Source organism: Kitasatospora sp. YST-16 (assembly GCF_026802215.1).
Lineage (GTDB): Bacteria > Actinomycetota > Actinomycetes > Streptomycetales > Streptomycetaceae > Kitasatospora > Kitasatospora cineracea.
The window spans coordinates 1,744,689-1,771,490 of record NZ_CP113837.1; the positions used below are offsets into that span (position 1 = coordinate 1,744,689).

The window sequence follows — 26,802 nt, forward strand, 5'->3', positions numbered from 1 at the left end:
GCCCCCCTTCACCGGACCGTCACACCCCGGCCGCCCGCAGGCCCGCTGACCGCCCCTCAGCTGCGGGCCAGCCGGTTCAGCAGCAGCACCGAGGCCACCGGCCGCGCCCCCGCCTTGCGGACCCCGTCGGCCACCTCCTTGTCGGCGGAGACCACCACCACCGGACGGCCCTGCGGCTCGGCCCGCACCAGCCGCCGGATCAGCTCGTCCGCGGTCTCCCCGGTCCGGCTGAACCGCACCCGCACCCCGCGCGGCGGCGCCATGATCACCGGCACGTCCAGGTCCTGGCCGTCGAACACGCAGGTCACCTCGGCCTGGGTGCGCTGGGCCAGCATCGCCAGCCCGCCCAGCAGCCTCAACCGCTGCTGCTCCAGCGGCAGTTGCGGGTAACCGGTCTTGGTCACGTTGTAGCCGTCCACCACCAGGTGCACCTGCGGGATCGCCAGCAGCTGGTCCAGCAGCGCCGGGTCGTCCTCGGCCAGGCCGCGCCGGGCCACGTCGTGCGGCGAGGCCGAGCCGGGCTCGACCGCCTCCACCAGGTCGGCCGGGCGCAGCCCGGTCACCGGCAGCGCCAGCTCGCGCTGCAGGCCCTGCGCCGACTGCAGCACGCTGTCCAGCAGCAGCCGCAGCCGCATGTCCTCGACGCTGCGGCCCTCCCGGGCGGTGCGCCGCCCGCTCTCCACCGCGGCCTCCAGCTCGGCGATCCGGTGCCGCAGTCGCCGGGCCTCGCTCTCGGCGGCGCTGCGCTCGGCCGCCGCGGCGGCCCTGGCCGCCTCCAGCTCCCCGGCCAGCCGGCGGCTCTCGGCCTGCGCCCGGCGGGTGTCCGCCTCCAGCGAGCGGACCTTCTTGCGCAGCGACTCCGCCTCCTTGCGCACCCCTCGGCCTCGGCCCGGTGCCGCTCCAGCTCGCCGCGGGCGGCGGCCCGGGCCTCGGCCAGCTCCTCCTGGAGCTTCCCGGCCAGCCGGGCGGCCTCGGCGGCCGCGCCCTCGGCGTCGGCCCGCTCGGCCTCCTCGCCGGCCTCCTCGACCAGCCGGGCCCAGCCGGCCGGGCGGACCAGGTAGGCGGCGGCCGCGACGTCCATCGGGTCGGCGGCGGCCGGGACGGTGCCGGTCTCCAGCGCCTGCACCAGGTCGGGCTGGCCGAGCCGCAGCCGTTCGGCTATCCGGACCCGGAACGCCGGGTCCGACTCCAGCGCGGCGGCCAGCGCGGTCGCCGCGTACTTGGCCCGCCGGGCCGGGGTGAACTTGGCGTACGGGCGCAGCGAGGCGGGCAGTTCGCCCGCCGCGATGCCGCCGAGCGCGTCGGAGGCGATGCCGACCACCCGCCGGCGCACGCCCTCGGGCAGGGGGCGCCCGGCCGTCTCCGCGCCGCCGTGCGGCTCCGGGGCCGGGCCGGGCGCGGTCCCGTCCGTGCCCGCGGGCGCGTTCGCTGCCTCCGCCACTGTCCTCGGCTCCGATCCTGGTCCGGGCGGGCCCTCCCGGCGGGTGCCGGGCGGGCGTTGCTGTCCGCCGCTACTGCTCGATTGTCCCGTCTACCGTGCCGCACCGACAGCACCCCGCCGACGAGTCCGCCCCGCGCCCCCGTCCGGGGCGGACGGGAACGCGGGGCGGTGGGAACTGCGTCAGCCCTGCTGGGCGTCGCCCTCGGCGGGCTCCTCGGCCCCGGGACGGGCCACCAGCTCGACCTGGTCGACGGCGTTGCACCAGCGGCAGCGCACCGACTCGATGGTCTCGGACAGCACATGGGTCTCCTCGACCTTGGACTCGCCGGAGAGGTCGAAGTGCAGGAAGTCGGTCACCCGGGACGAACGGGTGACGTCGAAGCGGGTCAGGTTGCCGCACAGGGTGCAGCGCCAGCGGGTCTCGGCGGTCGGCGCGGCAATGCTCATCAGTGGTCCCTCTCGGCTGGTCCCGGTTCCGGGCCTCCAGCCTATTGCCTGCGGCCGGGCGGACGGATCACCGGTCCACAGCCCGGACGCTCACCCGGCCGGCCCAGCGCCCGGTGTCGCGGGTGCGCCCCCGAGGAATGCTGACCGGTATGGTGCTCTCCGCCCCCGCCCGGGCCGGTTCGCCGGCGGCCGAGCGGGCCGCCCGCACCCCGGTCGCCACGTACCTGCTGATCGCGCTGGCCGCCCTGGTCATGCTGCTCGGCCCGTCCGGCCCCAACCCGCTGTACGGCAGCGGCGACGCCCGGGCCTGCGCCGAGCAGCGCTACGAGCACCGCTGGGGCGCCGTCCCGGCCGAACTGCTGGGCGGCCGCCCCCTGACGGCCGCCCAGCTGTCGGCGCTCCCCCCGGCGGCGCCCGGCTGCGTGCTGCCGGCCACCCCCGGCAAGAGCCCCGAACTGTCGGTGCTGACCGCGCTGTTCGTCCACGCGGGCTGGCTGCACCTGATCGGGAACCTGCTGTTCCTGTACGTCTTCGGCCCGGCCGTGGAGGCCCGGCTGGGCCGGGTCCGCTTCCTGGTCGGCTACCTGGCGATCGGCTGCCTGGCCACCTACGGCTACGCGCTGGCCGAGTCCGGCACCCCCGACGCGGTGCGGGCGCTGGTCGGCGCGTCCGGCGCGATCGCCGGGGTGCTGGGCGCGTTCCTGCGGCTGTACCCGCGGGCCCGGGTGACCGCGCTGGTGCCGCTCCTGCTGTTCCTCCCGCTGCGCTTTCCGGCCTGGCTGGTGCTCGGCCTGTGGTTCGTCCTGCAGTCCTGGTCGGTCACCTCCGGCGGTGACGGGGTGGCCTACCTGGTGCACGTGATCGGCTTCGTGACGGGCTGGTTGTTCGCGTGGGCCGCCCGTCCGGCGGGCGATACCCTGAGCGGACCTTCTCGAACGGGAGTTGCCCAGTGATCACCGCGATCGTCCTCATCAACACCGACGTCGACCGGATCCCCGAGATCGCCGAGGCGATCGCCGCCATCGAGGGCGTCAGCGAGGTCTACTCCGTCACCGGCACCTACGACCTGGTCGCCATGGTCCGGGTCCGCAACCACGAGGACCTGGCCGAGGTGATCCCCGGCCGCCTCAACAAGGTCCCGGGCGTGACGAACACCGAGACCCACATCGCCTTCCGCACCTACTCCCAGCACGACCTGGAGGCCGCGTTCTCGCTCGGCCTGGACGGCTGAGCGCTCAGCGCTGCTGCTGGGTGTCTACGACGCAGCGGCCGCCCTCGTTGCGGTAGCTCCACTTCGCGCCGTCGCTGACCAGCTCGCGGACGGCGGTCAGGAACCGGTCGACGTGCTCGACCGGGGTCCCGGCGCCGAAGCTGACCCGGATCGCGTTCAGGCTGCGCTCGCCGGGCAGCGACGGCTCCGGCGCCCCGCACTCGCTGGGGGCCGCCTCCTCGCCGCCCAGCAGGGTGCGCACCAGCGGGTGCGCGCAGAACAGCCCGTCCCGGACGCCGATGCCGTACTCGGCGGACAGCGCGGCCGAGAAGTGCGAGCTGTTCCAGCCGCGCACCACGAAGGACACCACGCCGACCCGGTCCGAGCCCTCGCCGAACAGGTTGAGCACCCGCACCTCGGGGATCGCCGCCAGGCCCTCGGTCAGCTTCGCCACCAGCGCCCGCTCCCGGGCCTCCAGCGCCTCGAAGCCCGCCTCGTCCAGCGCCCGGCAGGCCGAGGCGATCGCGTACGCGCCGATCACGTTCGGCGAACCGGCCTCGTGCCGGGCCGGGCCGGTGTGCCACTCGACCGCCACCGAGCCGTCCAGCTCCCGGGCCACCGTCCGGCTCGCCCCGCCGCCGGCCAGGTACGGCTCGGCCGCGTCCAGCCAGTCCGAGCGGCCCGCCAGCACGCCGGCGCCGAACGGCGCGTACAGCTTGTGCCCGGAGAACGCCACCCAGTCGACGTCCAACTCCCGCACCGAGACCCGGTGGTGGGGCGCCAGCTGGGCCGCGTCCAGCACCACCCGGGCGCCGTAGCGGTGCGCGACCGCGGTCAGCTCCTTGACCGGCCACAGCTCGCCGGTCACGTTGGACGCGCCGGTCACGCAGAACAGCTTCGGGCCCTCGGCCGCGCCCAGCAGCGCCTCCTCCAGCGCCGCCACCGCCTCGGCGTGCGAACGCGGCGCCCGCAGGTAGCGCACCGCCAGGCCCTCGCGCCGCCACGGCAGCAGCGAGGCGTGGTGCTCGGTCTCGAACGCGAACACCTCGGTCCCGGCCGGGACCGCCCCCGCCAGCAGGTTCAGCGAGTCGGTGGTCGCCCGGGTGAACACCACCTGGTCCCCGTCGCGCAGGTCCAGGAACTCGGCGACGGTCCGCCGGCTCTGCTCGAACAGGTCGGTGGACAGCTGCGACAGGTACCCGGCCCCGCGGTGCACCGACCCGTAGTACGGCGCGTACGCCGCCACGTCGTCCCACACCCGCTGCAGGGCCGGCGCGCTCGCCGCGTAGTCCAGCGCCGCGTACCCGACCTTCTCCCCGGAGGCCAGCGGGACCTCGACGTCCCCGCCCAGCACCGCCAGCGGCTCGCAGATCTCGGTGACAACAGACATGGGTGCACTCCTCCACGGGGTCAGGACCCCGGAAGTGCACCCACCGGAAGTCCGCGCTTGCCACGCGGACTGATCGCCACGCGGCCCGGTCCTCACCCAGGGCACCCCGCCACGGACGGAGGGTTGCCGGACAGCAAGCTGGGGCTTGTCGCTGCCACTCATGACCTGCGGAAGACAGTACACGAGACCGCCCCGGTCTCAACACCTGTCCGCATCCCGATACGGAACCGGGCCCCGCCGGGGCCCGGAGAACGGCCGACCGACCCTGTCCGTCCCAGCCGAAAGCCCTTGCCGCCGGGGGCAGTTGGCGCCAGGGGCAGCTGGCGCCGGAAACCCGGAACGGCCGCCCCCGGCCCGCCGTCAGGCCCGGGTCGCCTCCGCCCAGCGCTTCAGCAGCTCCCCCGCCGTCCCGGAGTCGATCGCCGCCGCCGTCCGCTCCATCGCCGCCGCGATCTGTTCGACCAGCGGCGCGTCCCCGAGCTCCAGCGCGACCAGCGCGGCCGCGCTGTTGAGCAGGACGGCGTCCCGCACCGGCCCGCGCTCGCCGTTCAGCACCCGGCGCGCGACGTCCGCGTTGTACTCGGCGTCGGCGCCGCGCAGCGCCTCGATCCCGACCAGGTCGATCCCGACCTCGCGCGGGTCGAACTCGAGCTCCGTCACCTCGCCGCCGCGGATCACCCAGACGTGCGAGGTGGTGGTGACGGTCAGCTCGTCGAGCCCGTCGTCGCCCCGGAAGACCAGGCCCTGCGCGCCGCGCCGGGCCAGCACGCCGGCGATCAGCCCGGCCAGCCGGGTGTCGAAGCAGCCGACGGCGTGCGAGGTGACCTTCGCCGGGTTGGTGAGCGGGCCGAGGATGTTGAAGACCGTCGGGACGGCCAACTCGGCGCGCGCCTGGGCGGTGTGGCGCATCGAGGGGTGGAACTTGGCGGCGAAGCAGAAGGTCAGGCCGACCTCCTCGGCCACCGCCGCGACCCGGTCGGCGGACAGCTCCAGGTTGACGCCGAGCCGGCCGAGCACGTCCGAGGAGCCGGTGGCCGAGGAGGAGGCCCGGTTGCCGTGCTTGATCACCTTCGCCCCGGCCGCGGCCGCGACCACCGCGGACATGGTGGAGATGTTGACGGTCTTGGCCCGGTCGCCGCCGGTGCCGACGATGTCGACCGCGGGCCCGGGGATCTCCAGCGGCAGGGCGTGCGCGTACATCGCCTCGACCAGGCCGGCGATCTCCTCGACCGTCTCGCCCTTGCCGCGCATGGCGATCAGGAAGCCGGCCACCTGCACGGGGCTGGCCTCGCCGCTCATGATCCGGTCCATCGCCCAGGCGGTGTCGGCCTGGCTGAGGTCGTTGCCCCCCAGCAGCGAGCTGAGCAGGCCGGGCCAGGTGCGGACCACCTGCGCGGGGTCGCTACCGCCGTTCGCAGAGTGCGCGTTCACCATGGCTGACTCCAGCTCTCGTCATCGTCCCGGAGGGATCCCAGAGGAATGACGTCAGCCTATCGAGGGAGCGGGGACGGCCGCCCGGGGTTGCCGTCCCCTTCTCTCCAGTTGAGACGCGCCGGTGGAACGGGTCAGCGCCCGGCGGGCGCCCGCCGGGCCAGCCGGGCCCGCAGCAGCGCGGTCGCGGCGTCGGCGAGGGCGACCGGGTCGACGGGGTGCGAGATCGCGGCGTCGGCCCGGCTCCAGGCGGCGAGCCAGGAGTCCTGCGGCCGGCCGATCACCACCAGCACCGGCGGGCAGCCGTAGATCTCGTCCTTCAACTGCCGGGTCAGGCCCAGCCCGCCGACCGGGGCGGCCTCGCCGTCCAGCACGCACAGGTCGATGCCGCCCTTCTCCAGGGCGCGCAGCACCGCGGGGGCGGTGGCGCACTCCAGGTACTCGAGGGCGGGCACGTCCGCGGCGGGCCGCCTGCCGAGGGCGAGGGTCACCTGCTCACGGGTGTTGCGGTCGTCGCTGTAGACGAGAACGGTGAGCGTCTCGTCGGAGTGCTGCGCCATGGCCCCTGCTTCCTGGTGCTCGTCCTCTTATATGTGTGCCCACGCCGGGCGGCCCCGACCGAACGGCCCAGTGTGACCCGGACCACGTCCTGGGACGGATGCTACTCCCGCGCGCCCGTCCTGCGGAGACCCCGACGCGATCTCGCTCAAGCCGCCGCGCCCCGGACTCACCCCGCCGGCCCAGTAGGCTCACCCGGTCCGAACAACCGTCAGAAAACGGGCGGTGCGCGAGGCGGGCATACCTCACGCACCGGACACTCCGAGGGACACCCCCCGGCGTGAAGACGGAATAAGGGACCGACATAATGTCCGTCGTGGCGACAGCAACAGCAACAGAAACCGGACACGCGCACGGAGCGGTCAACAGGCCGAACCTGGTCAGCGTCGGAACCATTGTCTGGCTGAGCTCGGAGCTGATGTTCTTCGCGGCCCTGTTCGCGATGTACTTCACCCTCCGCTCGGTCAAGGGCGCCGAGTTCTGGCACGAGAAGGCCCATGCCCTCAACGTGCCCTTCTCCTCGGTCAACACCACGATCCTGGTGCTCTCCTCCCTCACCTGCCAGCTCGGCGTGTTCGCCGCCGAGCGCGGTGACGTGAAGAAGCTGCGCTCGTGGTTCACGATCACCTTCGTGATGGGCGCCATCTTCATCGGCGGCCAGATCTTCGAGTACACCGAGCTGGTCAAGAAGGACGGCCTCTCCCTGTCCTCGGACCCGTACGGCACGGTGTTCTACCTGACCACCGGCTTCCACGGACTCCACGTGACGGGTGGTCTGATCGCCTTCCTGCTGGTCCTCGGACGGACCTACGCGGCGCGGCGCTTCACCCACGAGCAGGCCACCGCGGCGATCGTGGTGTCGTACTACTGGCACTTCGTCGACGTCGTGTGGATCGGCCTGTTCGCGACCATCTACCTGATCAAGTAACAGCCGCCCCGCCCCTGACCCGGCGTCACCTGGACGCGTGGGAGTCAGGGGCAGGCTGCTGCCGACCAGATCCTGACACCGGGGTTATTCCGTGAAAAAGCTCTCCGCACGACGGCGCCACCCACTGGCGGCGGTCGTCGTCCTACTTCTCGCCCTGGCGGCCACCGGGGGGCTGTACGCCGCTTTCGCGCCCGCCGAGAAGGCGCAGGCCGACAGCTCCGCGCAGTCGCTCGCCATCGACGAGGGCAAGAAGCTCTTCGCCGTCGGCTGCTCCTCCTGCCACGGCCTGAACGGCCAGGGCACCTCCGACGGTCCGTCGCTGGTCGGCGTCGGCTCCGCGGCTGTCGACTTCCAGGTCGGCACCGGCCGCATGCCGGCCCAGCAGCCGGGCGCCCAGGTCCCGCGCAAGAAGAACATCTACTCCCAGGCCGAGATCGACCAGCTGGCCGCCTACGTGGCCTCGCTCGGCCCCGGCCCGGTCGCGCCGGACAGCAAGCAGTACCAGCCCTCCGACGACCCGGTGACCAACGCCGAGCAGGTCGCCAAGGGCGGCGAGCTGTTCCGCACCAACTGCGCCCAGTGCCACAACTTCGCCGGCAAGGGCGGTGCGCTGACCAACGGCAAGTTCGCCCCGTCCCTGGAGGGCGTGGACGCGAAGCACATCTACGAGGCCATGCAGACCGGCCCGCAGAACATGCCGTCCTTCCCCGACACCACCATGCCGGAGGAGCAGAAGCGCGAGATCGTGGCGTTCGTCCGCCACACGAACGACGAGCCCAACCAGGGCGGTCTCGCCCTGGGCAGCCTCGGTCCGGTGACCGAGGGCCTGTTCGGCTGGATCTTCGGTCTCGGCACGCTGATCGTGATCGCGATCTGGGTCGCCGCCCACACCACCAAGGCCAAGAAGTCATGAGCCACGACATGTCAGAGAACCTGCCGGAGGCGCACGACGCCTCCCACGGCACGGACGTCGCCACCCACGGCGACCCGTTCGCCGACCCGGGCCTGCCGGCCCACGAGCCGCGTCGGACCGACATCGACGAGCGGGCCGCCAAGCGGGCCGAGCGCCAGGTGTCGCTGCTGTTCGTGGTGTCGATGCTGGCGACCGTCGGCTTCATCGCGTCGTACGCGTCGATCGACGCCGACAAGATCGTCTACATCTTCCCGCTGGGCCACGTCAGCGCGCTCAACTTCGCCCTGGGCATGACCCTCGGCGTGGCGCTGTTCTGCATCGGCGCGGGCGCGGTCCACTGGGCCCGCACCCTGATGTCGGACCACGAGCTGCCGGCCGAGCGCCACCCGATCGAGGCCGACGACGACGTCCGCAACGACGTCATCGAGCAGTTCAAGACCGGTGCCGCGGAGTCGGCCTTCGGCCGCCGCAAGATGATCCGCAACACCCTGATCGGCTCGATGGCCCTGGTGCCGCTGTCCGGCGTGGTGCTGCTGCGCGACCTCGGCCCGCTGCCGGAGAAGAAGCTCCTGCACACCGGCTGGGTGGAGGCCACCGCCAGCAAGCCGATCAAGCTGGTCAACATGAACACCGACCAGCCGATGAAGCCCGAGGACATCATCCAGGGCTCGCTCACCTTCGCCAAGCCCGAGGGCCTGGAGGAGTCGGCTGAGGACTTCCAGCAGAAGATCGCCAAGGACGCCCTGATGCTCATCCGGATCGCCCCGGAGGACATCAAGGACACCAAGTCCCGGGACAAGGGCTTCGAGGGCATCCTCGCCTACTCGAAGATCTGCACCCACGTCGGCTGCCCGATCTCGCTGTACGAGCAGCAGACCCACCACGCGCTCTGCCCCTGCCACCAGTCGACCTTCGACCTGGCGGACGGCGCTCGCGTCATCTTCGGCCCGGCCGGCCACCCGCTGCCGCAGCTGAAGATCACCACCGATGAGCAGGGCTTCCTGGTCGCCACCGGCGACTTCGACGAGCCCGTCGGCCCGAGCTACTGGGAGCGTCCGCGATGAGTTCCGCAAGCGGCACCAACAGTGCCTCCAAGCCGGCCAGCACGCGGGCCAAGCCCGCGAACAAGGCCGAGGCGGCTGCCGACTGGGTCGACGGCCGGCTCGGGCTCTACTCCCTGGCCAAGGCCAACCTGCGCAAGATCTTCCCGGACCACTGGTCCTTCATGCTCGGCGAGATCTGCCTCTACAGCTTCATCATCATCATCCTCACGGGTGTGTACCTGACGCTGTTCTTCAAGCCGAGCATGGCGGAGACCGTCTACCACGGCACCTACCTGCCGCTGAACGGCATCAAGATGTCGGAGGCGTACGCCTCCACGGTGAACATCAGCTTCGAGGTCCGCGGCGGTCTGCTGATCCGTCAGATCCACCACTGGGCCGCGCTGGTCTTCGTGGCCGCGATGTTCGTCCACATGATGCGCGTCTTCTTCACCGGCGCGTTCCGCAAGCCGCGCGAGATCAACTGGCTGTTCGGCTTCCTGCTGCTGTGCCTGGGCTTCTTCGACGGCTTCTTCGGCTACTCGCTGCCGGACGACCTGCTGTCGGGCACCGGCATCCGCTTCATGGAGGGCGCGATCCTGGCGGTGCCGATCGTCGGCACCTACATCCAGATGTTCCTGTTCGGCGGCGAGTTCCCGGGCACCGACATCATCCCGCGCTTCTTCACCATCCACGTGCTGCTCATCCCGGGCATCATGCTGGGCCTGCTGGTCGCGCACCTGATCCTGGTCTTCTACCACAAGCACACCCAGTGGGCGGGCCCGGGCAAGACCGAGAAGAACGTCGTCGGCATGCCGCTGATGCCGGTCTACATGGCCAAGGCCGGCGGCTTCTTCTTCCTGGTCTTCGGCATCATCGCGGCGATGTCCGCGATCGCCACGATCAACCCGGTCTGGGCGTACGGCCCGTACCGTCCGGACCAGGTCTCCACCGACGCCCAGCCCGACTGGTACATGGGCTTCGCCGAGGGCCTGATCCGCTTCATGCCGGGCTGGGAGGTCTCCGTCTGGGGCGGCCACACCCTGAACCTGGGTGTGTTCATCCCGCTGATGATCTTCCCGCTGGTCCTGGTCGCCATCGCGGTGTGGCCGTTCATCGAGTCCTGGGTCACCGGCGACAAGCGCGAGCACCACATCCTGGACCGCCCGCGCAACGCCCCGGTCCGCACCGCGTTCGGCGCGGCCTGGATCGCGCTGTACCTGGTCCTGCTGGTCGGCGGTGGCAACGACCTGTTCGCCACCCACCTGCACATGTCGATCAACACGATCACCTACGCGGTCCGCGTCGGCTTCTTCGTGGTGCCGGTCCTGACCTTCATCGTCACCAAGCGCTGGTGCCTCGGCCTCCAGCGCCGCGACAAGGAGAAGGTGCTGCACGGACGCGAGTCCGGCATCATCAAGCGCCTGCCGCACGGCGAGTTCGTCGAGGTCCACACCCCGCTGGCGCAGAAGGACCTGCACACCCTCACCGCCCACGAGCAGCCCCAGCCGCTGGAGCTGCCCGCCGAGACGGACGAGAACGGTGTGGCCCGCAAGGCCGGCGTGATCACCAAGACCCGGGTGAAGCTCTCCGAGGGCTTCTACGGCGAGGGCAACCAGATCGCCAAGCCCACCACCGAGGAGTACCACGAGATCACCAGCGGCCACGGCCACCACTGATCCCGTGTAGCTGTCACGCCACGTCAGAACCCCCACCGGCCCCGGCCGGTGGGGGTTCTGGCATATTCGGACGGGACTTCCCCTGACGCCCTGTTATGTTGGCCGGGTGCACGTGGCGATCGATCCCCAGTCCCCCACACCGCCCTACGAGCAGGTCCGCTCGCAGATCGCGGCCCAGGCCCGTAGCGGCGAGCTCCCGATCGGCCTGAAGCTCCCCACCGTCCGCGCCCTCGCCGAACGGCTCGGCCTCGCCGCGAACACGGTGGCCCGCGCCTACCGCGAGCTGGAGGCCGACGGCGTGGTCGAGACCCGCGGCCGGGCCGGCACCACCATCGCCCCCACCGGGGACACCTCCCACCGCCTCGCCGCCACCGCCGCGACCGAGTACGCGGCCCGCGCCGCCCACCTCGGCCTCAGCTACGACGAGGCCCTGGCCGCGATCGCCACCGCCCTGGACGCCGCCTACCGCTGACCGGCACGGCACGACGGCGCGGCCGGCCCCCTCCCCGGGGTCCGGCCGCGCCGTCCGTCCTGCCGTCCTGCCGCCGTCACACCGCCCGGTGCGTGACCTCGCCGTCCGAGACCGTCAACAGCACCGGGACGCCCGCCAGTTCGGTGTCCGGCACGGTCAGCGGGTCTTCCGCGAGGACGGTCAGGTCCGCCCGGTGGCCGACCGCGAGCCGTCCGGCCCGGTCCTCCTCCCCCGCGGCCCAGGCCGGGGCGAGGGTGTAGCCGGCCAGCGCCTGGAGCGGCGTCAGCGCCTGCCCGGGCAGGTGCGGCGGCTGCCGCAGGTCGCGGGCGGGCCGCCGGTGCCGGGCGCCGGCCATCACGCCCAGCGGTTCGAACGGCGCGATCGGCCAGTCCGAGCCGAGCACCACCCGGGCGCCGGCCGCGGCCAGGTCGCGGCAGCGGAAGGCCCGGTTGGCCCGCTCCTCGCCGAGCCGGCGGGACCAGTTGTCGGTGTGGTCGGCCCGGGTGTACTCGGTGCAGTGGGTGGGCTGCATCGAGGCGGCCACGCCCAGCGCGGCGAACCGGGCGACGGTGTCGTCGGGCACCGTCTCGACGTGCTCGACCCGGTGCCGCACCGCGCCCCTCCCGTGCGCGGCCACCGCCCGCTCCACCGCGTCCAGGACGTGCCGGACGGCCGCGTCCCCGATCGCGTGCGTGGCGGTCGGCACCCCGGCCCGGTGGAGTTCGCCGATCACCCGGGTGTACTCGGCCGGGTCGGGCCAGAACGCGCCGGTCGACTCGCCGTGGCAGTCCGGGCGTTCCAGCCAGGCGGTGCCGTTGTCGATGGTGCCGTCCATGAAGAGCTTCGCCCCGTCGACCCGCCAGCGCCGGCCGCCCCCGCCCTGGCGCCGGACCAGTTCGGCCAGGTCCGCCGGGCTCGCGCCGGGCTGCACCCAGGGGGCGATCCGCAGCCGCAGCGGGAGCTGTCCGCGCTCCTCCAGGGCCGCGTAGACGGCCAGGCTCTCGCCGTTGGCGTCCATCGCGTGGCCGCCGGTGAGGCCGGCGGCGGCCATCCGCCGCAGCACCACGGCGGTGGCCCGGCAGAGCTCCTCGAAGCTCGGACGGGGGGCGACCGCCTCGACCAGTTCGCAGGCGGCGTCCTCCAGCAGCAGGCCGGTCGGGCGGCCCGCCGGGTCGCAGACCACCTCGGCGGAGCCCTGCTCGAAGCGGCGCGGCCCGTCGATCCCGGCCAGTTCCAGCGCCCGGCGGCTGGCCAGCACGGAGTGCGCGTCGAACAGGTCGATCGCGGCGGGGACGCCGTCCAGCACCGGGCCCACGCTGTCGGCGGAGACCGGCAGGTCGCCGAAGGCGTTCGGGTCCAGGCCCCAGCCGCGCAGCCACTGCCCGGCCGGCAGCTCCCGCACCGCCCCGGCCAGCGCGGCCCGGACGCCCTCCAGGTCGGTGCACCCCGACAGGTCCACCCCGGCGGTGCGCTCGGCGCCCGAGACGGGGTGCAGGTGGCCGTCGGTCAGCCCGGGGACGACCACCGCGCCGCCCAGGTCGAGCACCTCGGCACCGGCCGCGGCGGCCGCCCCGAACCCGGCGATCCGGCCGCCGCTCAGGACGAGCGCGTCGTGCGGCAGGAAGTCCCCGCTGCCGGGGTCGAGCAGCCGGGCGTTGGTCAGGACGAGGTCGGGGTGCACGGGTGGCTCCTCAGCGGTGGTGCGGTCAGTGCGGGGTGCCGAACGCCCCGGCCGGCAGGCCGAGTTCGCGTTCGGCGAGGGCGTGCGCCATCCCGGTGACCGCCCCGGGTCGTCCGGTGCGGTCGGTGTTGGCGTGCGCCCCCAGGCCGTCCAGGACGACCAGGAGCTGGATCGCGGTGACGTGCGGGTCCGGGGTGCGGAACTCCCCGGACGCGACGCCCTCGCGCAGCAGTGCCGTCAGTCCGTCTCGCCAGAGCGCCTCCTGCTGGCCGACCCGTTCCCGCAGGGCGGGCCGGAACCGGCTGAGGTGGCGGGCGTTCAGCCACAGCCGGCTCAGCTCGTCGTAGCGCGGCCCCTCGGTGCGATCGAGGAAGCGGGCCAGGCGCCGGACCGCCGGGAGGGCGGCGTCGGCGTCGGGCAGCAGCTCGGCCAGTTCCCCGGACGCGGCGGCGCCGAAGGCTTCGGCGACCAGTTCCTCGGCGACCGGGAAGTAGTGGCTGATCAGTCCGGGACGGACGTCCAGCTCCTCGGCGACCCGCCGCATCGTGATGCACTCCAGGCCCTCGGCGAGGGCGATCCGGGCCGCGGTGGCCACGATCTCCGCCCGCCTGGCCTCGGGGTTCTTGCGCACCCGTTTCGACTGGCCGCTTGACGACATGCCCCGCACGCTATTGGATGTGCGACCAATAGACAAGCCGCCTTCCGCATCGGCCGCTCCCGCACCGCCGACCGCACCGGCACCCGCACTCGAAACCTCGGAGGACTCCATGGAATCCACGATTCCAGACCCCCACACGGAGCTCCCCACGCCCCCGCCGGCGGCCGACCGGGCCGGACGGATCGAGGCGCACGGCATCGACCACATCCCCGACGCCGAGCGCCACGGCCGCCCCCGCGACCTGTTCGCCGTCTGGGCCGCCCCCAACGTCAGCTACCTCAACCTGGTCGTCGGCGGCACCCTGGTGCTGATCGGACTCGACCTGTGGCAGTCGCTGGCCGTCATCGCGGCCGGCAACCTGCTCTGGGCCGGCGTCGGCCTGCTCGCCGTCAGCGGCCCGGCCGCGGGCGCCCCCAGCGAGGTCATCATGCGGGCCATGTTCGGCGTCCGCGGCAACCGGGTGAACATCGCCGTCACCGGCTGGCTGGTCTCGGTCTGCTACCTCGCCCTCAACTGGGCCGCCGCCTCGCTCGCCGCGTTCGGCCTCGCCGAACGGGCCGGGATCACCCCGGGCACCCCGCTCAAGGTCCTGGTCATCGTGCTGATCGCGGCCGCCACGCTGGCCATCTCGGTCTACGGCCACGCCACCATCGTCCGCCTGTACGGGCCGTTCACCCTGGTCCTGACCGCGGTCTTCCTGCTGCTCACCGGCTACCTGCTGACCGGCGGCCACACCGACTGGCACTACCGCCCCGCCGACCCCCTGCACGGCACCGCCCTGGTCGCCGCGCTGGCCGGCGGCACCGCGCTGATCGCCTCCGCCCCGCTGTCGTACTCCACCAGCGCCGACTTCTCCCGCTACCTCCCCCGCACCACCCCGCCCCGCGCGGTGGCCGGCTGGACGGCGCTGGGCGCCTTCGTCCCCAGCGTCCTGTTCACCGCCCTCGGCAGCCTCGCCGCCACCACCCTCGACATGACGGACCCGCAGTCCGCCCTCACCGCCGTCCTGCCCGGCTGGTTCCGGCCGCTCTTCCTGCTCGCCATCGTCCTCAGCGCGATCGCCAACAACGCCATGACCGCCTACTCTTCCGGCCTCGCCCTGCAGGCCGTCGGCCTGCGCATCCGCCGCTCCCGCAGCGTCGCCCTGGACGGCGCGCTGGGCATCGCGCTGACCCTGTACGCGCTGCTGGTCTCCAACTTCCTCGACACCGTCAACAACATGCTGGAGCTGATGGTCGCCATCACCGGCCCGGTGATGGCCGTCTACGCCACCGACATCCTCTGGCGCCGCAACCGCTACCGCGGCCCCGACCTCACCGACGAGTCCCCCGCCTCCCCCTACTGGTACTCCCACGGCGTCAACTGGGCCGGCGCGGCCGCCCTCGTCCTCGGCACCGCCGCCGCCACCCTCTGCCTCTCCACCCAGCTCTTCACCGGCTGGGCCGCGCAAGCCCTCGGCGGCACCGACCTCTCCCTGCCCGCCGGCATGCTCACCGCCGCCGCCGCGTACTGGTTCCTGATGCCCCGCCGCCGCACCGCCTGACCCGCGTCGGCGAACGGCGAGGTCCGCCCGGCCGGAGCCCCACGGCTCCCCGGGCGGACCTCGCCGCACGTCACCGGCCCGCGGCCCGCACCGCCCCCGTCGAAGCGGAGACCGAGGCCGAGACCGAAGCCGAAGCCGAAGCCGAACCGCTCGCACCCGCGCTCGCGCCCGCCGACGGGCCCGGCGTCGCGTTCACCCCCGCCTCGGGCGCCGCCGTGCTGACCGGCTTGCCCAGCGCGCTGTGCTTCACGTACTCGTCGAAGCTCACGTTCCAGTCACCGAACCCGTTGCCGAACGGCTCCATGTCGTGGCCCTTGCTGTTGACCACCTGCACGATGTCGCCGACCCGGGTGTTGTCGAAGAACCACTTCGCCTCGTCGGTGCTCATGCCGGTGCAGCCGTGGCTGACGTTCTCCTTGCCCTGCGCCCACACCGACCACGGCGCCGCGTGCACGTACTCACCGCTCCAGGTCACCCGGGTCGCCCACTTCACGTCCAGGTCGTAGGACTCGCTGCTGCCCGCCGCGATGCCGATCGTCTCGCTGCTCATCCGGACGTCGGACTCCTGGCCGAGCACCACCTTGACGCCGTTGCGGGTGTCGAAGCCGGGCTTGCCGGTGGTGACCGGGATGGTCTTCACCACCTCGCCGTTGCGCTTGTACGTCAGCTGGTCGGTGCCCGCGTCGACCACCGCCTCGATCCGGTCACCGGTGCGCAGCGCGAGGGTCTGCTCCTCGCCGCCGTAGACGCCGTCGGATATCCGGATGCCGGGCAGGTCGTAGGCGAGCTTGACGGTGGTGTTGGCGGGCCAGTACTCCTGCGGCCGGAAGTGCAGGTTCTCGTCGTCGACCCAGTACCAGGCGCCGGTGACGGCGGGCTGCGAGGTGACGACGAGCCCGCGTTCGATCTGCTGCCGGGCCGCCGGGTCGGTGACCGCCTCGGAGAGCTTGACGGTGAGCGGCTGGCCGACGCCGTAGACGCCGCTGCCCGCGCTGTCGGGGCCGAGTTCGGCGGTGACGACGTGCTGCGCGTCGGCGGTGGTGAAGGCGGAGTCGGCCTCGCCGTGGCCGCCCTTGCCGTCCTCGGCCGCGACCTTGACGGTGTACGCGGCGCCGGCCCGGAGCGGGTCGGTGGTCTGCCAGTGCTGCTGGTCGGCGGCGAGCTGACCGGCCACCGGCTTCCCGTCGGGGCCGGTGACGGTGACGGTGCCGAGCTTGGCGGTGCCGTCCGTGGTGACGCTGAACGCCTTCGCCGGGTCGGCCTTCTCCCCGGCGGCCGAGGTGTGGATCAGCGGGGCCACGTCGATCTGACGGGCCGAATCCTTCTCGGCGGACCCGCCGCCGGAGGAACAGGCCGCGGCCGGTGCCAGTACCAGCACGGCGGCCAACGCGGTCCGGGAACTGCCATGTATCCGAGAGCCCTTCAACGGAACCTCCCAGGGGTATGAACCTGCCTCAGAGCGTAGGAAGGCGTCACCCGAGCGGCACTCCGGGTAACCCGGTCGGGGGACAACCCCCGGGGTTCCCGGGGAAACGACGGGGCCGGGCACTCCCCGAGGGGAGTACCCGGCCCGCCGTGCGGCTTGCGCGATCCGGAACTACTGGTTCTGGTTCTCGCCGCGGTAGAACTCGAACACCCAGCCGAACAGGCCGATGAGGATGATCGGGATCGACCAGAACAGCAGCCACCAGCCGAAGATGACGCCCAGGAAGGCCAGCGCGCCACCGATCGCCAGGGAGAGCGGCTGCCAGCTGTGCGGGGCGAAGAAGCCCACCTCGCCGGCGTCGTCCGAGACCTGGGCCTCGGGGTTGTCGCCCGCGCCGGTGTCCACCCGCTTGGCGGTGAACGCCAGGTAGAAGCCGATGAAGGCGCACAGGCCGAAGGCCAGGAACAGCGCAGTGGTGCCGGCGGCCTCCAGGCCGTGGTCCGACTTCATGGTCCACACCATGTAGGTGATGGCGATCGCCAGCACGAACACGGAGAGACCCGCGAAGATCTTGCCCTGTTCCTTCATCGGGCGTCACCCTCCTTCTTGCCCTTGCCCAGCGACGGACGGTCGTACTGCGCGGGGGTCACGCCCTCGAAGTGCTTGGCCGCCTCGCCGTGGTTCTCCAGGTAGTCCAGCGCGGCGATCTCCGGGTGGTGCAGGTCGAAGGCCGGGGACTCGGAGCGGATCCGGGGCAGGGTGGTGAAGTTGTGCCGCGGCGGCGGGCAGGAGGTCGCCCACTCCAGCGAGCGGCCGTAGCCCCACGGGTCGTCGACGTTGACCTTCTCGCCGTACTTGGCGGTCTTCCAGACGTTGTAGAGGAACGGCAGGATCGACAGGCCGAGCAGGAACGAGCCGATGGTCGAGATGGTGTTCAGCGTGGTGAAGCCGTCGCTCGCCAGGTAGTCGGCGTAGCGGCGCGGCATGCCCTCGGCGCCCAGCCAGTGCTGGACCAGGAAGGTGGTGTGGAAGCCGATGAAGAGCGTCCAGAAGGTGATCTTGCCGAGGCGCTCGTCGAGCATCTTGCCGGTCATCTTCGGCCACCAGAAGTGGAAGCCGGCGAACATGGCGAAGACGACGGTGCCGAACACCACGTAGTGGAAGTGCGCGACGACGAAGTACGAGTCCGAGACGTGGAAGTCGATCGGCGGGGAGGCGAGCAGGACGCCCGTCAGGCCGCCGAACAGGAAGGTCACCAGGAAGCCGACCGTCCAGAGCATCGGGGTCTCGAAGCTCAGCGAGCCCTTCCACATGGTGCCGACCCAGTTGAAGAACTTCACACCGGTCGGGACCGCGATCAGGAAGGTCATGAACGAGAAGAACGGCAGCAGGACCTGTCCGGTCACGTACATGTGGTGCGCCCACACCGTCACCGAGAGGCCGGCGATGGCGATGGTCGCGGCGATCAGGCCGGAGTAGCCGAACATCGGCTTGCGGCTGAAGACCGGGATGATCTCGGAGACGATGCCGAAGAACGGCAGCGCGATGATGTACACCTCGGGGTGGCCGAAGAACCAGAACAGGTGCTGCCAGAGCAGCGCTCCACCGTTCGTCGGATCGAAGACGTGCGCCCCGAACTTCCGGTCCGCCTCCAGGGCGAACAGCGCGGCCGCGAGGACCGGGAAGGCCAGCAGGACCAGCACGGCGGTCAGCAGGACGTTCCAGACGAAGATCGACATCCGGAACATCGTCATGCCGGGCGCGCGCATGCAGATGATCGTGGTGATGAAGTTGACCGCGCCGAGGATGGTGCCGAAGCCGGAGAAGGCCAGACCCATGATCCACATGTCGGCGCCGATGCCCGGCGAGCGGACCGCGTCCGACAGCGGCGAGTAGGCGAACCAGCCGAAGTCGGCCGCGCCCTGCGGGGTCAGGAAGCCCGCCACCGCGATGATCGAGCCGAACAGGTACAGCCAGTAGGCGAACATGTTCAGGCGCGGGAAGGCGACGTCGGGGGCGCCGATCTGGAGCGGCATGATCCAGTTGGCGAAGCCCGCGAACAGCGGGGTGGCGAACATCAGCAGCATGATCGTGCCATGCATGGTGAACGCCTGGTTGAACTGCTCGTTCGACAGGATCTGGGTGCCCGGGCGGGCCAGCTCGGCACGCATGACCAGGGCGAGCACGCCACCGATCAGGAAGAAGGCGAACGAGGTCGCCAGGTACATCGTGCCGATCGTCTTGTGGTCGGTGGTGGTGAGCCACTTGATGATCGCGTTGCCCGGCTTGCGCACCCGCGGAGTCCCCGAGGTGACGGCCCCGGCTCCCCCACCGGCCGCGGCGGGCTCGTTGAGGATGGTCACTTCTCTTCACTACTTCCCGTGGTGGGGAGGATGCCTGCGGGAACCGCGCCGGCCTGGCCCTTGTCGCGGAGGTCCTTGAGGTGCTGCTGGTACTCGTCGGCCGTGACGACCTTGACGTTGAACAGCATCCGGGAGTGGTCGACACCGCAGAGCTCGGCGCACTTGCCGCGGTAGGTGCCGAGCGCGGTCGGAGTGACCTGGAACTCGTTGACCACACCGGGCACGACGTCCATCTTCATCATGAAGTTGACGGGCCAGAAGTCGTGGATGACGTCGTTGGAGGTCAGCCGGAACTTCACGGTCTCGTTGATCGGCAGGTAGAGCGTCGGAGGCTCCTTGGTGCTGCCGACCTCGTACGCGGCGGTGGTGCTCGCCGGGTCCGGGATCTCGGAGTTCTCGTAGTTGAACGCCCAACTCCACTGGAAGCCCACCACGTTGATGGTGTGCTGGGGCTTCGCGTCGACCTTCGTCAGGGTGGCCTCGTCGCGGGCGACGAAGTAGAAGAGCACCGAGACGATGACGAGGGGGACCGCGGTGTACAGCGCCTCGATGGGCACGTTGTACCGGGTCTGAGCGGGGACCTCCACCTTGGTGCGGCTGCGCCGGTGGAAGATCACGCTCCAGATGATCAGACCCCACATCAATGCACCAACAACCAGAGCCGCGATCCACGAGCCCTGCCACATGTGAAGGACCAGCGGGCCTTCCTTCGTGACGGGACTGGGGAGGCCAAGCCTGGGCAGGTCGTTGGCCGAGCAGCCGGTGGCGGTCGCGATGACGAGGCCCAGTGCCAGCGCCTGAGGCAGCTTCCGCCGCATCGTGCGCCGCGGCGAGCGGTCGGAGCCGTTGGGACTCACGTAGCGCCTTCCCGAAGTCTCGCCCGGGAACGCACCACCGTCCGGAGTCCGTTGTCAGGTCTCCTCGGTGATCCGGCCACGGGCACGGTTTGAATGCTTATGCGGGCCAAACGCTACTCCATCCTTATGCGGCACTCACGGGCAGCCCCCGGTAACGCGCCGCCCGGCTACCCGATCAGCCCCCGGGGGGTGAAGCACCTCTGAACGACGGATGGAGTCGCAGGTCATGGCGGACATCCGAGCCTCTCACGGCCGAACGGGCGACCTTGCTGCGACACGCGGGTGACGGGGCGTCGGGCGGCTGACGGGACGGGAGGAATCACCCCGTATGGGGCGTCGTCTACGGTGGCCGGGTGCCCTACTTCGACGCCGCCTCCACCGCCCCTCCGCACCCCGTCGCCCGGCAGGCCCTGCTCGCCGCCCTCGACGAGGGCTGGGCCGACCCGGCCCGGCTGCACCGGTCCGCCCGGCAGGCCCGGATGCTGCTGGACGCCGCCCGGGAGACCGTCGCCGAGGTGCTCGGCGCCCGGGCCGACGAGATCGCCTTCACCGCATCCGGCACCCAGGCCCTCCAGTTGGGCGTCCTCGGCGCCCTGCGCGGCCACCGCCGGCGCGGCGCCCACCTGGTGCACTCCGCCGTCGAGCACTCCGCCGTGCTGCACACCGCCGAACGCTGGGAGGCCGACGGCGGCAGCGCCACCGCCGTCCCGGTCGACCGCCACGGCCGGGTGTCCGCCGAGGAGTTCGCCGCCGCGGTGCGCCCCGACACCGCGCTCGCCGTGCTGCAGTCCGCCAACCACGAGGTCGGCACCCTGCAGCCGGTCGCCGAGACCGCCGCGCTGCTCGGCGACGTCCCGCTGCTGGTCGACGCCGCGCAGAGCGCCGGGCGGCTGCCGGTCCCGGCCGGCTGGTCGGTGCTCGCCGCGAGCGCGCACAAGTGGGGCGGCCCGGCCGGTGTCGGCGTGCTCGCCGTCCGCAAGGGCGTCCGCTACTCCTCGCCGCTGCCGGCCGACGACCGGGAGGGCGGGCGGGTGCCCGGCTTCACCAACGTCCCGGCGATCGTGGCCGCCGCGGCCTCGCTGCGCGCCGTCCGGGCCGAGGCCGAGGCCGAGAACGCCCGGCTGCGGGCCCTCGTCGACCTGATCCGCCGTCGGGTCCCGGAGCTGGTCCCCGCCGTCGAGGTGGTCGGCCACCCCGAGCTGCGGCTCCCCCACCTGGTGACCTTCTCCTGCCTCTACGTCGACGGCGAGGTGCTGCTCACCGAGCTCGACCGGGCCGGCTTCGCGGTCAGCTCCGGCTCCTCCTGCACCTCCAGCACCCTGACGCCCAGCCACGTGCTGGCCGCCATGGGCGTCCTCACCGAGGGCAACCTGCGGATCTCGCTGCCGGCCGGCACCACCCGCCCCGAGGTCGACGCCTTCCTCGAGGTCCTGCCCCGCGTCGTCGCCGAGGTCCGCGCCCCGCTCGGCCTCGACCTGCCCCCGACCGGCAGCGCCGACGCCCTGGTCCTCGACACCCTCGGCAAGCGCTGCCCGATCCCGGTCATCGAACTCGCCAAGCACGTCGGCGAGGTCGCCCCCGGCGGCCGGATCGCCGTCCTCTCCGACGACGAGGCGGCCCGGCACGACATCCCGGCCTGGTGCGAGATGTGCGGCCACACCTACGCGGGCGAGGCCCCCGCCGAGGAGTACGGCGGGGGCCACGGCACGGCCTACCTGGTCACCGTGCGGTCCGGCCAGGGGCGGTGACCAGGGGGACTAGAGGCTGAGCTTGCCGCGCAGCTCGGCCGCGGCCTCGGGGCCGTAGGCCGTCTCGAAGCGCTGCAGGAAGTGGCCGCCGCGCAGCTCGTACTCCTGGGTGCCGACGGTCTCGATCACCAGGGTGGCGAGCATGCAGCCGATCTGGGCGGCGCGCTCCAGGCCGAGGTCCCAGGAGACGCCGGCCAGGAAGCCGGCCCGGAAGGCGTCGCCGACGCCGGTCGGGTCGGCCTTGCGCTCCTCGGCCGGGCAGCCGACCAGGATGTCGGGCTCGTCGAGGCGCTGGATCCGGACGCCCTTGGGGCCGAGGGTGGTGACCCGGGTGCCGACCCGCCGGAGGATCTCGTCCGCCGACCAGCCGGTCTTGGACTCGATCAGCGCCGCCTCGTACTCGTTGGTGAAGAGGTAGGCCGCGCCGTCGACGATCTCCCGGATGTCCTCGCCCTCCAGGCGGGCCAGCTGCTGGGAGGGGTCGGCCGCGAAGGCGTAGCCGCGGGTGCGGCACTCCTGGGTGTGCCGGACCATCGCGGCCGGGTCGTCCGCCCCGATCAGTACCAGGTCGAGGCCGCCGACCCGGTCGGCGATCGGCTGGAGCTCGATGTTGCGGGCCTCGGCCATCGCGCCGGTGTAGAAGGACGCGATCTGGTTGTGCTCCTGGTCGGTGGTGCACATGAAGCGGGCGGTGTGCCGGGTCTCCGAGATGTGCACGGAGTGGGTGTCGACGCCGTGCCGGTCCAGCCAGCTGCGGTACTCGGCGAAGTCGCCGCCGGCCGCGCCGACCAGGACGGGGTTCAGGCCGAGGACGCCCATGCCGAAGGCGATGTTCGGGCCCACCCCGCCGCGGCGGATGTCCAGGGTGTCGACCAGGAAGGACAGTGACACCGTGTGCAGCTGCTCGGGCACCAGCTGGTCGGCGAAACGCCCGGGGAAGGTCGTCAGGTGGTCGGTGGCGATCGAGCCGGCGACGGCGATGCGCACGGGGTCTCCTCTGGCGGCCCGGCAGTGGCCGGAGCTGGGGGCAACAACCCACCCACGGTACCGGCCCGACCGGGTGCTACCGAGCGGTAGGGCTGTCTTCCGGCCCGGGGGCGGCCTAGGGTCACGAGTACGGGGGCCGGACGCGGCCCCCGTCCAGTCCGCGGCACCGTGGCCGCGGCACGGCGATCGGAGCAGGTGTTCCGCATGGTGATCGATCACTCCTCCGGGTGGCTGTCGGCCCGCCGCTCCGACGAATCCGAGGCCGAGACGCTGGCCGAACTGCTGGACTCCTCGCGCCGGTTGGGCCGTTTCTGGCCGGTCGCCGGGCCGGTCCCGGCGGTGGCCGCGCCGGCCGCGACGGGGGTGCGGGTGCCGGTGGAGGCGCGCCGGCTGGTGGCGGCCATGCCGGAGTACGGCGGGTAGCGGAACCGGTTTCCTCCGGGGCACGTCAAACCGGCGCGGTACCGCTCACCGCGGCGCCGCACGACCCTCGGGAGGAACGCAGATCATGGACGACAGCACCGCAGCCGTCTCCACCAAGGCCCCGTACGCGCGCCGGGCCGCCGCCGCGCTGGCTGGCGCGGCCCTCGCGGCCGGCCTGCTGACCGCGTGCGGCAGCTCGGGTTCGCCCGCCACGGCCACCGCCAGCGCCTCGCCGTCCGCGAGTGCGTCCGCGAGCCCGTCCGCCAGCGCCAGCCCCGACCCCGGCACCGGCGCGCACCCCAGCCCCGGCACCGGCGGGACGGCCTCCGCCCCGGCCGAGGCGAGCCCGCAGCCCTCGGCCGGGCAGCCGACCACGCCCGGGATAGCCGTCGGCGAGCGCCCGCCGACCGCGGTGAAGATCCCCGCGACCGGCTACCGGCAGGACAGCCCGACCCAGCTGACGGTGTTCTTCACCGCCGGGATCTGCGACAAGTACGGGGTCCGGCTGGAGGAGGACGCCCCGCCGGTGGTGAAGCTGCGGCTGGTGGTCACCAAGACCGCCGAGCCGGGCAAGGCCTGCCCGCAGCTGATCAAGGAGCAGGAGGCGACCGTCACGCTGCCCACGCCGATGACCGGCGGCGGCGTGGTGGACACCGCGACCGGCCAGCAGCTGCCCGTGCAGAGCGGCATCGCGGGCGGCGACCCGCGCTGACCCGCCGCCCCCGGAACGCCGCGAGGGCGGCTCCCCCGTGCTGGGGGAGCCGCCCTCGGCGCGCCGGGCCTCGGAGCGAGGCCTAGCTGAACGAGTCGCCGCAGGCGCAGGAGCCGGTGGCGTTCGGGTTGTCGATGGTGAAGCCCTGCTTCTCGATGGTGTCCACGAAGTCGACCGTGGCACCGCCCAGGTAGGGGGCGCTCATCCGGTCGGTGACGACCTTGACGCCGTTGAAGTCCTTGACGACGTCGCCGTCCAGCGAACGCTCGTCGAAGAACAGCTGGTAGCGCAGGCCCGAGCAGCCGCCGGGCTGCACGGCGACGCGCAGCGAGAGGTCGTCGCGGCCTTCCTGCTCCAGCAGGCCCTTGACCTTGGCCGCAGCGGCCTCGGTGAGGAGGATGCCACTCTCGACGGTGGTCTCGTCCTGGACGGTCATGCTTACTCCCGGTCTGTGACGACTGTGATCCGCCAGTGCCAACCAGCGGCCCCCCGGATTCATTTCCGGGAGGTGGTGCGTTCGGGGGACATTTTTCGTCGCCCACTCCCCCACGTACCCCATGCTCGCACACCGGGCCCGACGGGTCACCGCCCGCTTCGGCAAACCGCTACCGCCCGCGCGGCGGGCGCAGCAGGATGTGACGGGTGATCATTCGTCAGCTCAAGGACACCGCCGAGGACGCCGAGGCGGTCCAGCGGGTCTCCCGCGCCGCGTTCCGCGACCTGGACGGCCGGCCCCGGGACGACCCCGACCGGCCCGGCGACGAGGTCCACCGGATCAGGGCGCTGGCCCGGGCCCGGCACCTCGCGGTGACGGACCCGGAGGGGTGCTGGATCGCCGAGCAGGACGGCGAGGCCGTCGGGGTGGCGCTGTCGCTGCGCCGCGAGGGCGTCTGGGTGCTGCCGCTGTTCGTCGTGCTGCCCGCCGCGCAGGGCCGGGGGGTGGGCCGGCTGCTGCTGGAGCGGGCCGCCGGGTACGGGCGGGGCTGCCTGCGCGGGATGCTGTGCGCCTCGCCGTCCCCGGCGGCGGCGCGGCGCTACCGGGCGGCCGGGTTCACGCTGCACCCCGCGATGCGGCTGACCGGGCAGGTGGACCGGGAGCGGCTGCTGGACCCGGGCGACATCCCGGTGCACGCGGGCAACGCGACGCACCTGCACCTGCTGGACTCGGTCGACCGCCGGGTGCGCGGCGCGGCGCACGGGCCGGACCACCCGTTCATGCTGGCGCACTTCGAGGAGCTGCTGGTCGCGGACACCCTGGCGGGCACCGGCTACTGCTACCGGGACGGCGGCACCGTGCAGTTGCTGGCCGCGACCTCCAAGCGGATCGCGGCCCGCCTGCTGCGCGAGGCGCTCGCCCGGGTGCCGGTGGGCACCGAGGCGAGCGTCTCCTTCCTGACCGCCGAGCAGGAGTGGGCCGTGGACGTCGGCCTCGACCTGGGGCTGTCCCTGTCCACCCGCGGCTACCTGGCCCTGCGCGGGATGCGCCCGCCGGCGCCGTACGTCCCCAACGGCGGGTACCTGTAGGGCCTACGCCATGGTGTCGAGGATCTCCCGGACCATCTCCATGGTGGTGCCCGGGTGCAGGAAGGCGAAGCGGGCGACGGTCTCGCCGTCCCAGCCGGTGGGGGTGACGAAGCCGACCTGGTCGGCGAGCAGCTGCCGGGACCAGCGGTAGTAGTCGTCGTGGGTCCAGCCGGTGCGGCGGAAGCAGACGGCGGAGAGCTGCGGGTCGTGGAGCAGTTCGAGGTGCTCGGTGTCGCGGATCAGCTGCGCGGTGTCCCGGGCCAGGCGCAGGCCGGTCTCGATGGCGTCGGTGTAGGCCTGGACGCCGTGCACGGCGAGCGAGAACCAGAGCGGGAGGCCGCGGGCCCGGCGGGTGAGGTGGTAGGCGTAGTCGGTGGGGTTCCACTCGTCGCCCTCGGTGTGCAGGACGTCCAGGTAGGAGGCGTCCTGGGTGTGCACGGCGCGGGCCAGGCGCGGTTCGCGGTAGAGCAGGGCGGCGCAGTCGAACGGGGCGAACAGCCACTTGTGCGGGTCGACGACGAAGCTGTCGGCGTGCTCGATGCCGTCGTAGCGGTGGCGGACGGAGGGGGCGAACAGGCCCGCGCCGCCGTAGGCGCCGTCGACGTGGAACCAGAGGTCGTGCGCGCGGGCCACTTCGGCGATGCCGGCCAGGTCGTCGACGATGCCCTCGTTGGTGGTGCCGGCGGTGCCGACGACGGCGATGACCGTCTCGGGGTGCGGGTCGGCGGCGAGGGCGGCGCGCAGGGCGGCGCCGGTGAGGCGGCGGTCGACGGCGGGGACGAGGAAGGGCTCGACGCCGATGATGTTGAAGGTGTTCTTGACCGAGGAGTGCACCTGGTCGGCGACGGCGATCCGCAGCCGGGCCCCGGGCCCGACGCCCAGGCGGCGCCGGGCGGTGTCGCGGGCGACGACGAGCGCGGAGAGGTTGCCGGCCGAGCCGCCGGAGACGAAGGTGCCGCCGGCGCTCGCGGGCAGGCCCGCCCGGTCCGCTATCAGCCGGAGCACCTGGTTCTCGGCGGCGATCGCGCCGGCCGCCTCCAACCAGGAGATGCCCTGCAGGGAGGCGCAGGAGACGACCATGTCGAAGAGCAGCGCGGCCTTGGTGGGGGCGCACGGGATGAAGGAGAGGTAGCGCGGGCTGTCGGCGGAGATGACGGCGCGGGACAGCTCGTGGTCGTAGAGCTTGAGCACGTCGGCGGGGTCGTTGCCGTGGTCGTTGAGCAGCCCGGCCAGGGCCTCGCGCAGGTGGGCGCCGTTGCCGGGGTGGTCGAGCGGGACGGGGTCGTACTGCAGCCGTTCGCGCATGTAGTCGAAGACGAGGTCGACCAGCTCGTTGTCCGGCTTGTGCATGCGGTCGGGGGCTGCGTACAC

General features: G+C 72.6%; 25 protein-coding genes, 1 pseudogene and 1 riboswitch. Of the genes and pseudogenes, 12 read left to right on the top strand and 14 right to left on the bottom strand.

The annotated features are described in order from the left end of the window. Nucleotides 1-56: 56 nt before the first annotated feature. Together OU787_RS07910 and OU787_RS07915 are read right to left on the bottom strand one after the other, a co-directional pair. Nucleotides 57-1,441, bottom strand: a pseudogene (locus tag OU787_RS07910) (NYN domain-containing protein). Nucleotides 1,442-1,621: 180 nt separating this feature from the next. Beyond that, entirely contained in the window at nucleotides 1,622-1,888 is a 267-nt protein-coding gene (locus OU787_RS07915; protein WP_030460984.1) for a hypothetical protein, read from the bottom strand. A 149-nt stretch (nucleotides 1,889-2,037) separates the two neighbouring features. On the opposite strand from OU787_RS07915, the gene OU787_RS07920 reads away from it, so the two are divergent. Together OU787_RS07920 and OU787_RS07925 are read left to right on the top strand one after the other, a co-directional pair. Further along, nucleotides 2,038-2,841, top strand: coding sequence for a rhomboid family intramembrane serine protease (locus OU787_RS07920; RefSeq protein ID WP_232795018.1), 804 nt, complete (start codon nucleotides 2,038-2,040; stop codon nucleotides 2,839-2,841). Next, nucleotides 2,838-3,119: an Lrp/AsnC ligand binding domain-containing protein gene (locus OU787_RS07925; RefSeq protein ID WP_030460982.1), complete on the top strand. Its 282-nt coding sequence runs from the start codon at nucleotides 2,838-2,840 to the stop codon at nucleotides 3,117-3,119. The genes OU787_RS07920 and OU787_RS07925 overlap by 4 nt, the downstream gene beginning before the upstream one ends. Nucleotides 3,120-3,123: 4 nt before the next feature. Here OU787_RS07925 and OU787_RS07930 read toward each other — a convergent pair whose 3' ends face one another. The 3 genes from OU787_RS07930 to OU787_RS07940 form a co-directional block, all read right to left on the bottom strand. Next, nucleotides 3,124-4,488, bottom strand: coding sequence for an aminotransferase class V-fold PLP-dependent enzyme (locus tag OU787_RS07930; RefSeq protein WP_030460981.1), 1,365 nt, complete (start codon nucleotides 4,486-4,488; stop codon nucleotides 3,124-3,126). Nucleotides 4,489-4,536: 48 nt separating this feature from the next. Then, a riboswitch (SAM riboswitch) is annotated at nucleotides 4,537-4,654 on the bottom strand. Nucleotides 4,655-4,848: 194 nt separating this feature from the next. Next, on the bottom strand, nucleotides 4,849-5,922 hold the full coding sequence (gene trpD, locus OU787_RS07935) for an anthranilate phosphoribosyltransferase (protein ID WP_030460980.1): 1,074 nt from the start codon (nucleotides 5,920-5,922) through the stop codon (nucleotides 4,849-4,851). A 131-nt stretch (nucleotides 5,923-6,053) separates the two neighbouring features. Continuing rightward, nucleotides 6,054-6,479 carry a hypothetical protein gene (locus tag OU787_RS07940; protein WP_030460979.1) on the bottom strand — a complete coding sequence of 142 codons (426 nt, stop codon included), beginning with the start codon at nucleotides 6,477-6,479 and terminating at the stop codon, nucleotides 6,054-6,056. Nucleotides 6,480-6,784: 305 nt separating this feature from the next. On the opposite strand from OU787_RS07940, the gene ctaE reads away from it, so the two are divergent. The 5 genes from ctaE to OU787_RS07965 all read left to right on the top strand — a co-directional run bounded on the left by ctaE (nucleotide 6,785) and on the right by OU787_RS07965 (nucleotide 11,509). Then, a complete protein-coding gene (gene ctaE, locus OU787_RS07945; protein WP_030460978.1) occupies nucleotides 6,785-7,405 on the top strand; it encodes an aa3-type cytochrome oxidase subunit III in 621 nt (206 codons plus the stop codon). Nucleotides 7,406-7,496: 91 nt separating this feature from the next. Continuing rightward, nucleotides 7,497-8,318 carry a cytochrome bc1 complex diheme cytochrome c subunit gene (gene qcrC, locus OU787_RS07950; RefSeq protein WP_030460977.1) on the top strand — a complete coding sequence of 274 codons (822 nt, stop codon included), beginning with the start codon at nucleotides 7,497-7,499 and terminating at the stop codon, nucleotides 8,316-8,318. Between the two features lie 8 nt (nucleotides 8,319-8,326). Next, entirely contained in the window at nucleotides 8,327-9,382 is a 1,056-nt protein-coding gene (gene qcrA / locus OU787_RS07955; protein ID WP_232795017.1) for a cytochrome bc1 complex Rieske iron-sulfur subunit, read from the top strand. Then, nucleotides 9,379-11,037, top strand: a complete 1,659-nt coding sequence (gene qcrB, locus OU787_RS07960) for a cytochrome bc1 complex cytochrome b subunit (RefSeq protein WP_030460975.1) — start codon at nucleotides 9,379-9,381, stop codon at nucleotides 11,035-11,037. The genes qcrA and qcrB overlap by 4 nt, the downstream gene beginning before the upstream one ends. A 106-nt stretch (nucleotides 11,038-11,143) precedes the next feature. Continuing rightward, the gene (locus OU787_RS07965) at nucleotides 11,144-11,509 is read left to right on the top strand and encodes a GntR family transcriptional regulator (RefSeq protein WP_030460974.1); all 366 of its coding nucleotides are present in this window, start codon (nucleotides 11,144-11,146) and stop codon (nucleotides 11,507-11,509) included. Nucleotides 11,510-11,585: 76 nt separating this feature from the next. On the opposite strand, the gene OU787_RS07970 is transcribed toward OU787_RS07965, so the two are convergent. Both OU787_RS07970 and OU787_RS07975 read right to left on the bottom strand, forming a co-directional pair. Beyond that, complete coding sequence (locus OU787_RS07970; RefSeq protein ID WP_030460973.1) at nucleotides 11,586-13,190, bottom strand: amidohydrolase; 1,605 nt, start codon at nucleotides 13,188-13,190, stop codon at nucleotides 11,586-11,588. Nucleotides 13,191-13,215: 25 nt separating this feature from the next. Beyond that, nucleotides 13,216-13,848 carry a TetR/AcrR family transcriptional regulator gene (locus OU787_RS07975; RefSeq protein WP_030460972.1) on the bottom strand — a complete coding sequence of 211 codons (633 nt, stop codon included), beginning with the start codon at nucleotides 13,846-13,848 and terminating at the stop codon, nucleotides 13,216-13,218. Nucleotides 13,849-13,957: 109 nt separating this feature from the next. Between OU787_RS07975 and OU787_RS07980 the strand changes: the two genes are divergently transcribed. Beyond that, the gene (locus tag OU787_RS07980) at nucleotides 13,958-15,391 is read left to right on the top strand and encodes a purine-cytosine permease family protein (RefSeq protein WP_030460971.1); all 1,434 of its coding nucleotides are present in this window, start codon (nucleotides 13,958-13,960) and stop codon (nucleotides 15,389-15,391) included. A 70-nt stretch (nucleotides 15,392-15,461) separates the two neighbouring features. Here OU787_RS07980 and OU787_RS07985 read toward each other — a convergent pair whose 3' ends face one another. From OU787_RS07985 to ctaC, 4 genes are all read right to left on the bottom strand, one after another. Beyond that, a complete protein-coding gene (locus OU787_RS07985; protein ID WP_081966994.1) occupies nucleotides 15,462-16,769 on the bottom strand; it encodes a L,D-transpeptidase in 1,308 nt (435 codons plus the stop codon). 219 nt (nucleotides 16,770-16,988) lie between these two features. Then, complete coding sequence (locus tag OU787_RS07990; RefSeq protein ID WP_030460969.1) at nucleotides 16,989-17,405, bottom strand: cytochrome c oxidase subunit 4; 417 nt, start codon at nucleotides 17,403-17,405, stop codon at nucleotides 16,989-16,991. Next, nucleotides 17,402-19,180: an aa3-type cytochrome oxidase subunit I gene (gene ctaD / locus OU787_RS07995; RefSeq protein WP_442788436.1), complete on the bottom strand. Its 1,779-nt coding sequence runs from the start codon at nucleotides 19,178-19,180 to the stop codon at nucleotides 17,402-17,404. The genes OU787_RS07990 and ctaD overlap by 4 nt, the downstream gene beginning before the upstream one ends. Then, nucleotides 19,177-20,037 carry an aa3-type cytochrome oxidase subunit II gene (ctaC, locus tag OU787_RS08000; protein ID WP_030460968.1) on the bottom strand — a complete coding sequence of 287 codons (861 nt, stop codon included), beginning with the start codon at nucleotides 20,035-20,037 and terminating at the stop codon, nucleotides 19,177-19,179. The genes ctaD and ctaC overlap by 4 nt, the downstream gene beginning before the upstream one ends. 353 nt (nucleotides 20,038-20,390) lie before the next feature. Here ctaC and OU787_RS08005 point away from each other — a divergent pair, with 353 nt between their 5' ends. Then, complete coding sequence (locus tag OU787_RS08005; protein WP_030460967.1) at nucleotides 20,391-21,785, top strand: cysteine desulfurase/sulfurtransferase TusA family protein; 1,395 nt, start codon at nucleotides 20,391-20,393, stop codon at nucleotides 21,783-21,785. 9 nt (nucleotides 21,786-21,794) lie between these two features. Here OU787_RS08005 and OU787_RS08010 read toward each other — a convergent pair whose 3' ends face one another. Next, nucleotides 21,795-22,772 carry a carbohydrate kinase family protein gene (locus OU787_RS08010; protein ID WP_030460966.1) on the bottom strand — a complete coding sequence of 326 codons (978 nt, stop codon included), beginning with the start codon at nucleotides 22,770-22,772 and terminating at the stop codon, nucleotides 21,795-21,797. Nucleotides 22,773-22,976: 204 nt separating this feature from the next. On the opposite strand from OU787_RS08010, the gene OU787_RS08015 reads away from it, so the two are divergent. Both OU787_RS08015 and OU787_RS08020 read left to right on the top strand, forming a co-directional pair. After that, complete coding sequence (locus OU787_RS08015; RefSeq protein WP_030460965.1) at nucleotides 22,977-23,195, top strand: hypothetical protein; 219 nt, start codon at nucleotides 22,977-22,979, stop codon at nucleotides 23,193-23,195. Nucleotides 23,196-23,280: 85 nt separating this feature from the next. Next, the gene (locus OU787_RS08020) at nucleotides 23,281-23,907 is read left to right on the top strand and encodes a hypothetical protein (RefSeq protein ID WP_030460964.1); all 627 of its coding nucleotides are present in this window, start codon (nucleotides 23,281-23,283) and stop codon (nucleotides 23,905-23,907) included. Between the two features lie 82 nt (nucleotides 23,908-23,989). Here OU787_RS08020 and erpA read toward each other — a convergent pair whose 3' ends face one another. Beyond that, the gene (erpA, locus tag OU787_RS08025; RefSeq protein WP_030460963.1) at nucleotides 23,990-24,343 is read right to left on the bottom strand and encodes an iron-sulfur cluster insertion protein ErpA; all 354 of its coding nucleotides are present in this window, start codon (nucleotides 24,341-24,343) and stop codon (nucleotides 23,990-23,992) included. A 206-nt stretch (nucleotides 24,344-24,549) separates the two neighbouring features. Between erpA and OU787_RS08030 the strand changes: the two genes are divergently transcribed. Further along, nucleotides 24,550-25,431: a GNAT family N-acetyltransferase gene (locus OU787_RS08030; protein WP_030460962.1), complete on the top strand. Its 882-nt coding sequence runs from the start codon at nucleotides 24,550-24,552 to the stop codon at nucleotides 25,429-25,431. Between the two features lie 3 nt (nucleotides 25,432-25,434). On the opposite strand, the gene OU787_RS08035 is transcribed toward OU787_RS08030, so the two are convergent. Next, entirely contained in the window at nucleotides 25,435-26,802 is a 1,368-nt protein-coding gene (locus tag OU787_RS08035) for a pyridoxal phosphate-dependent decarboxylase family protein (protein WP_268658924.1), read from the bottom strand.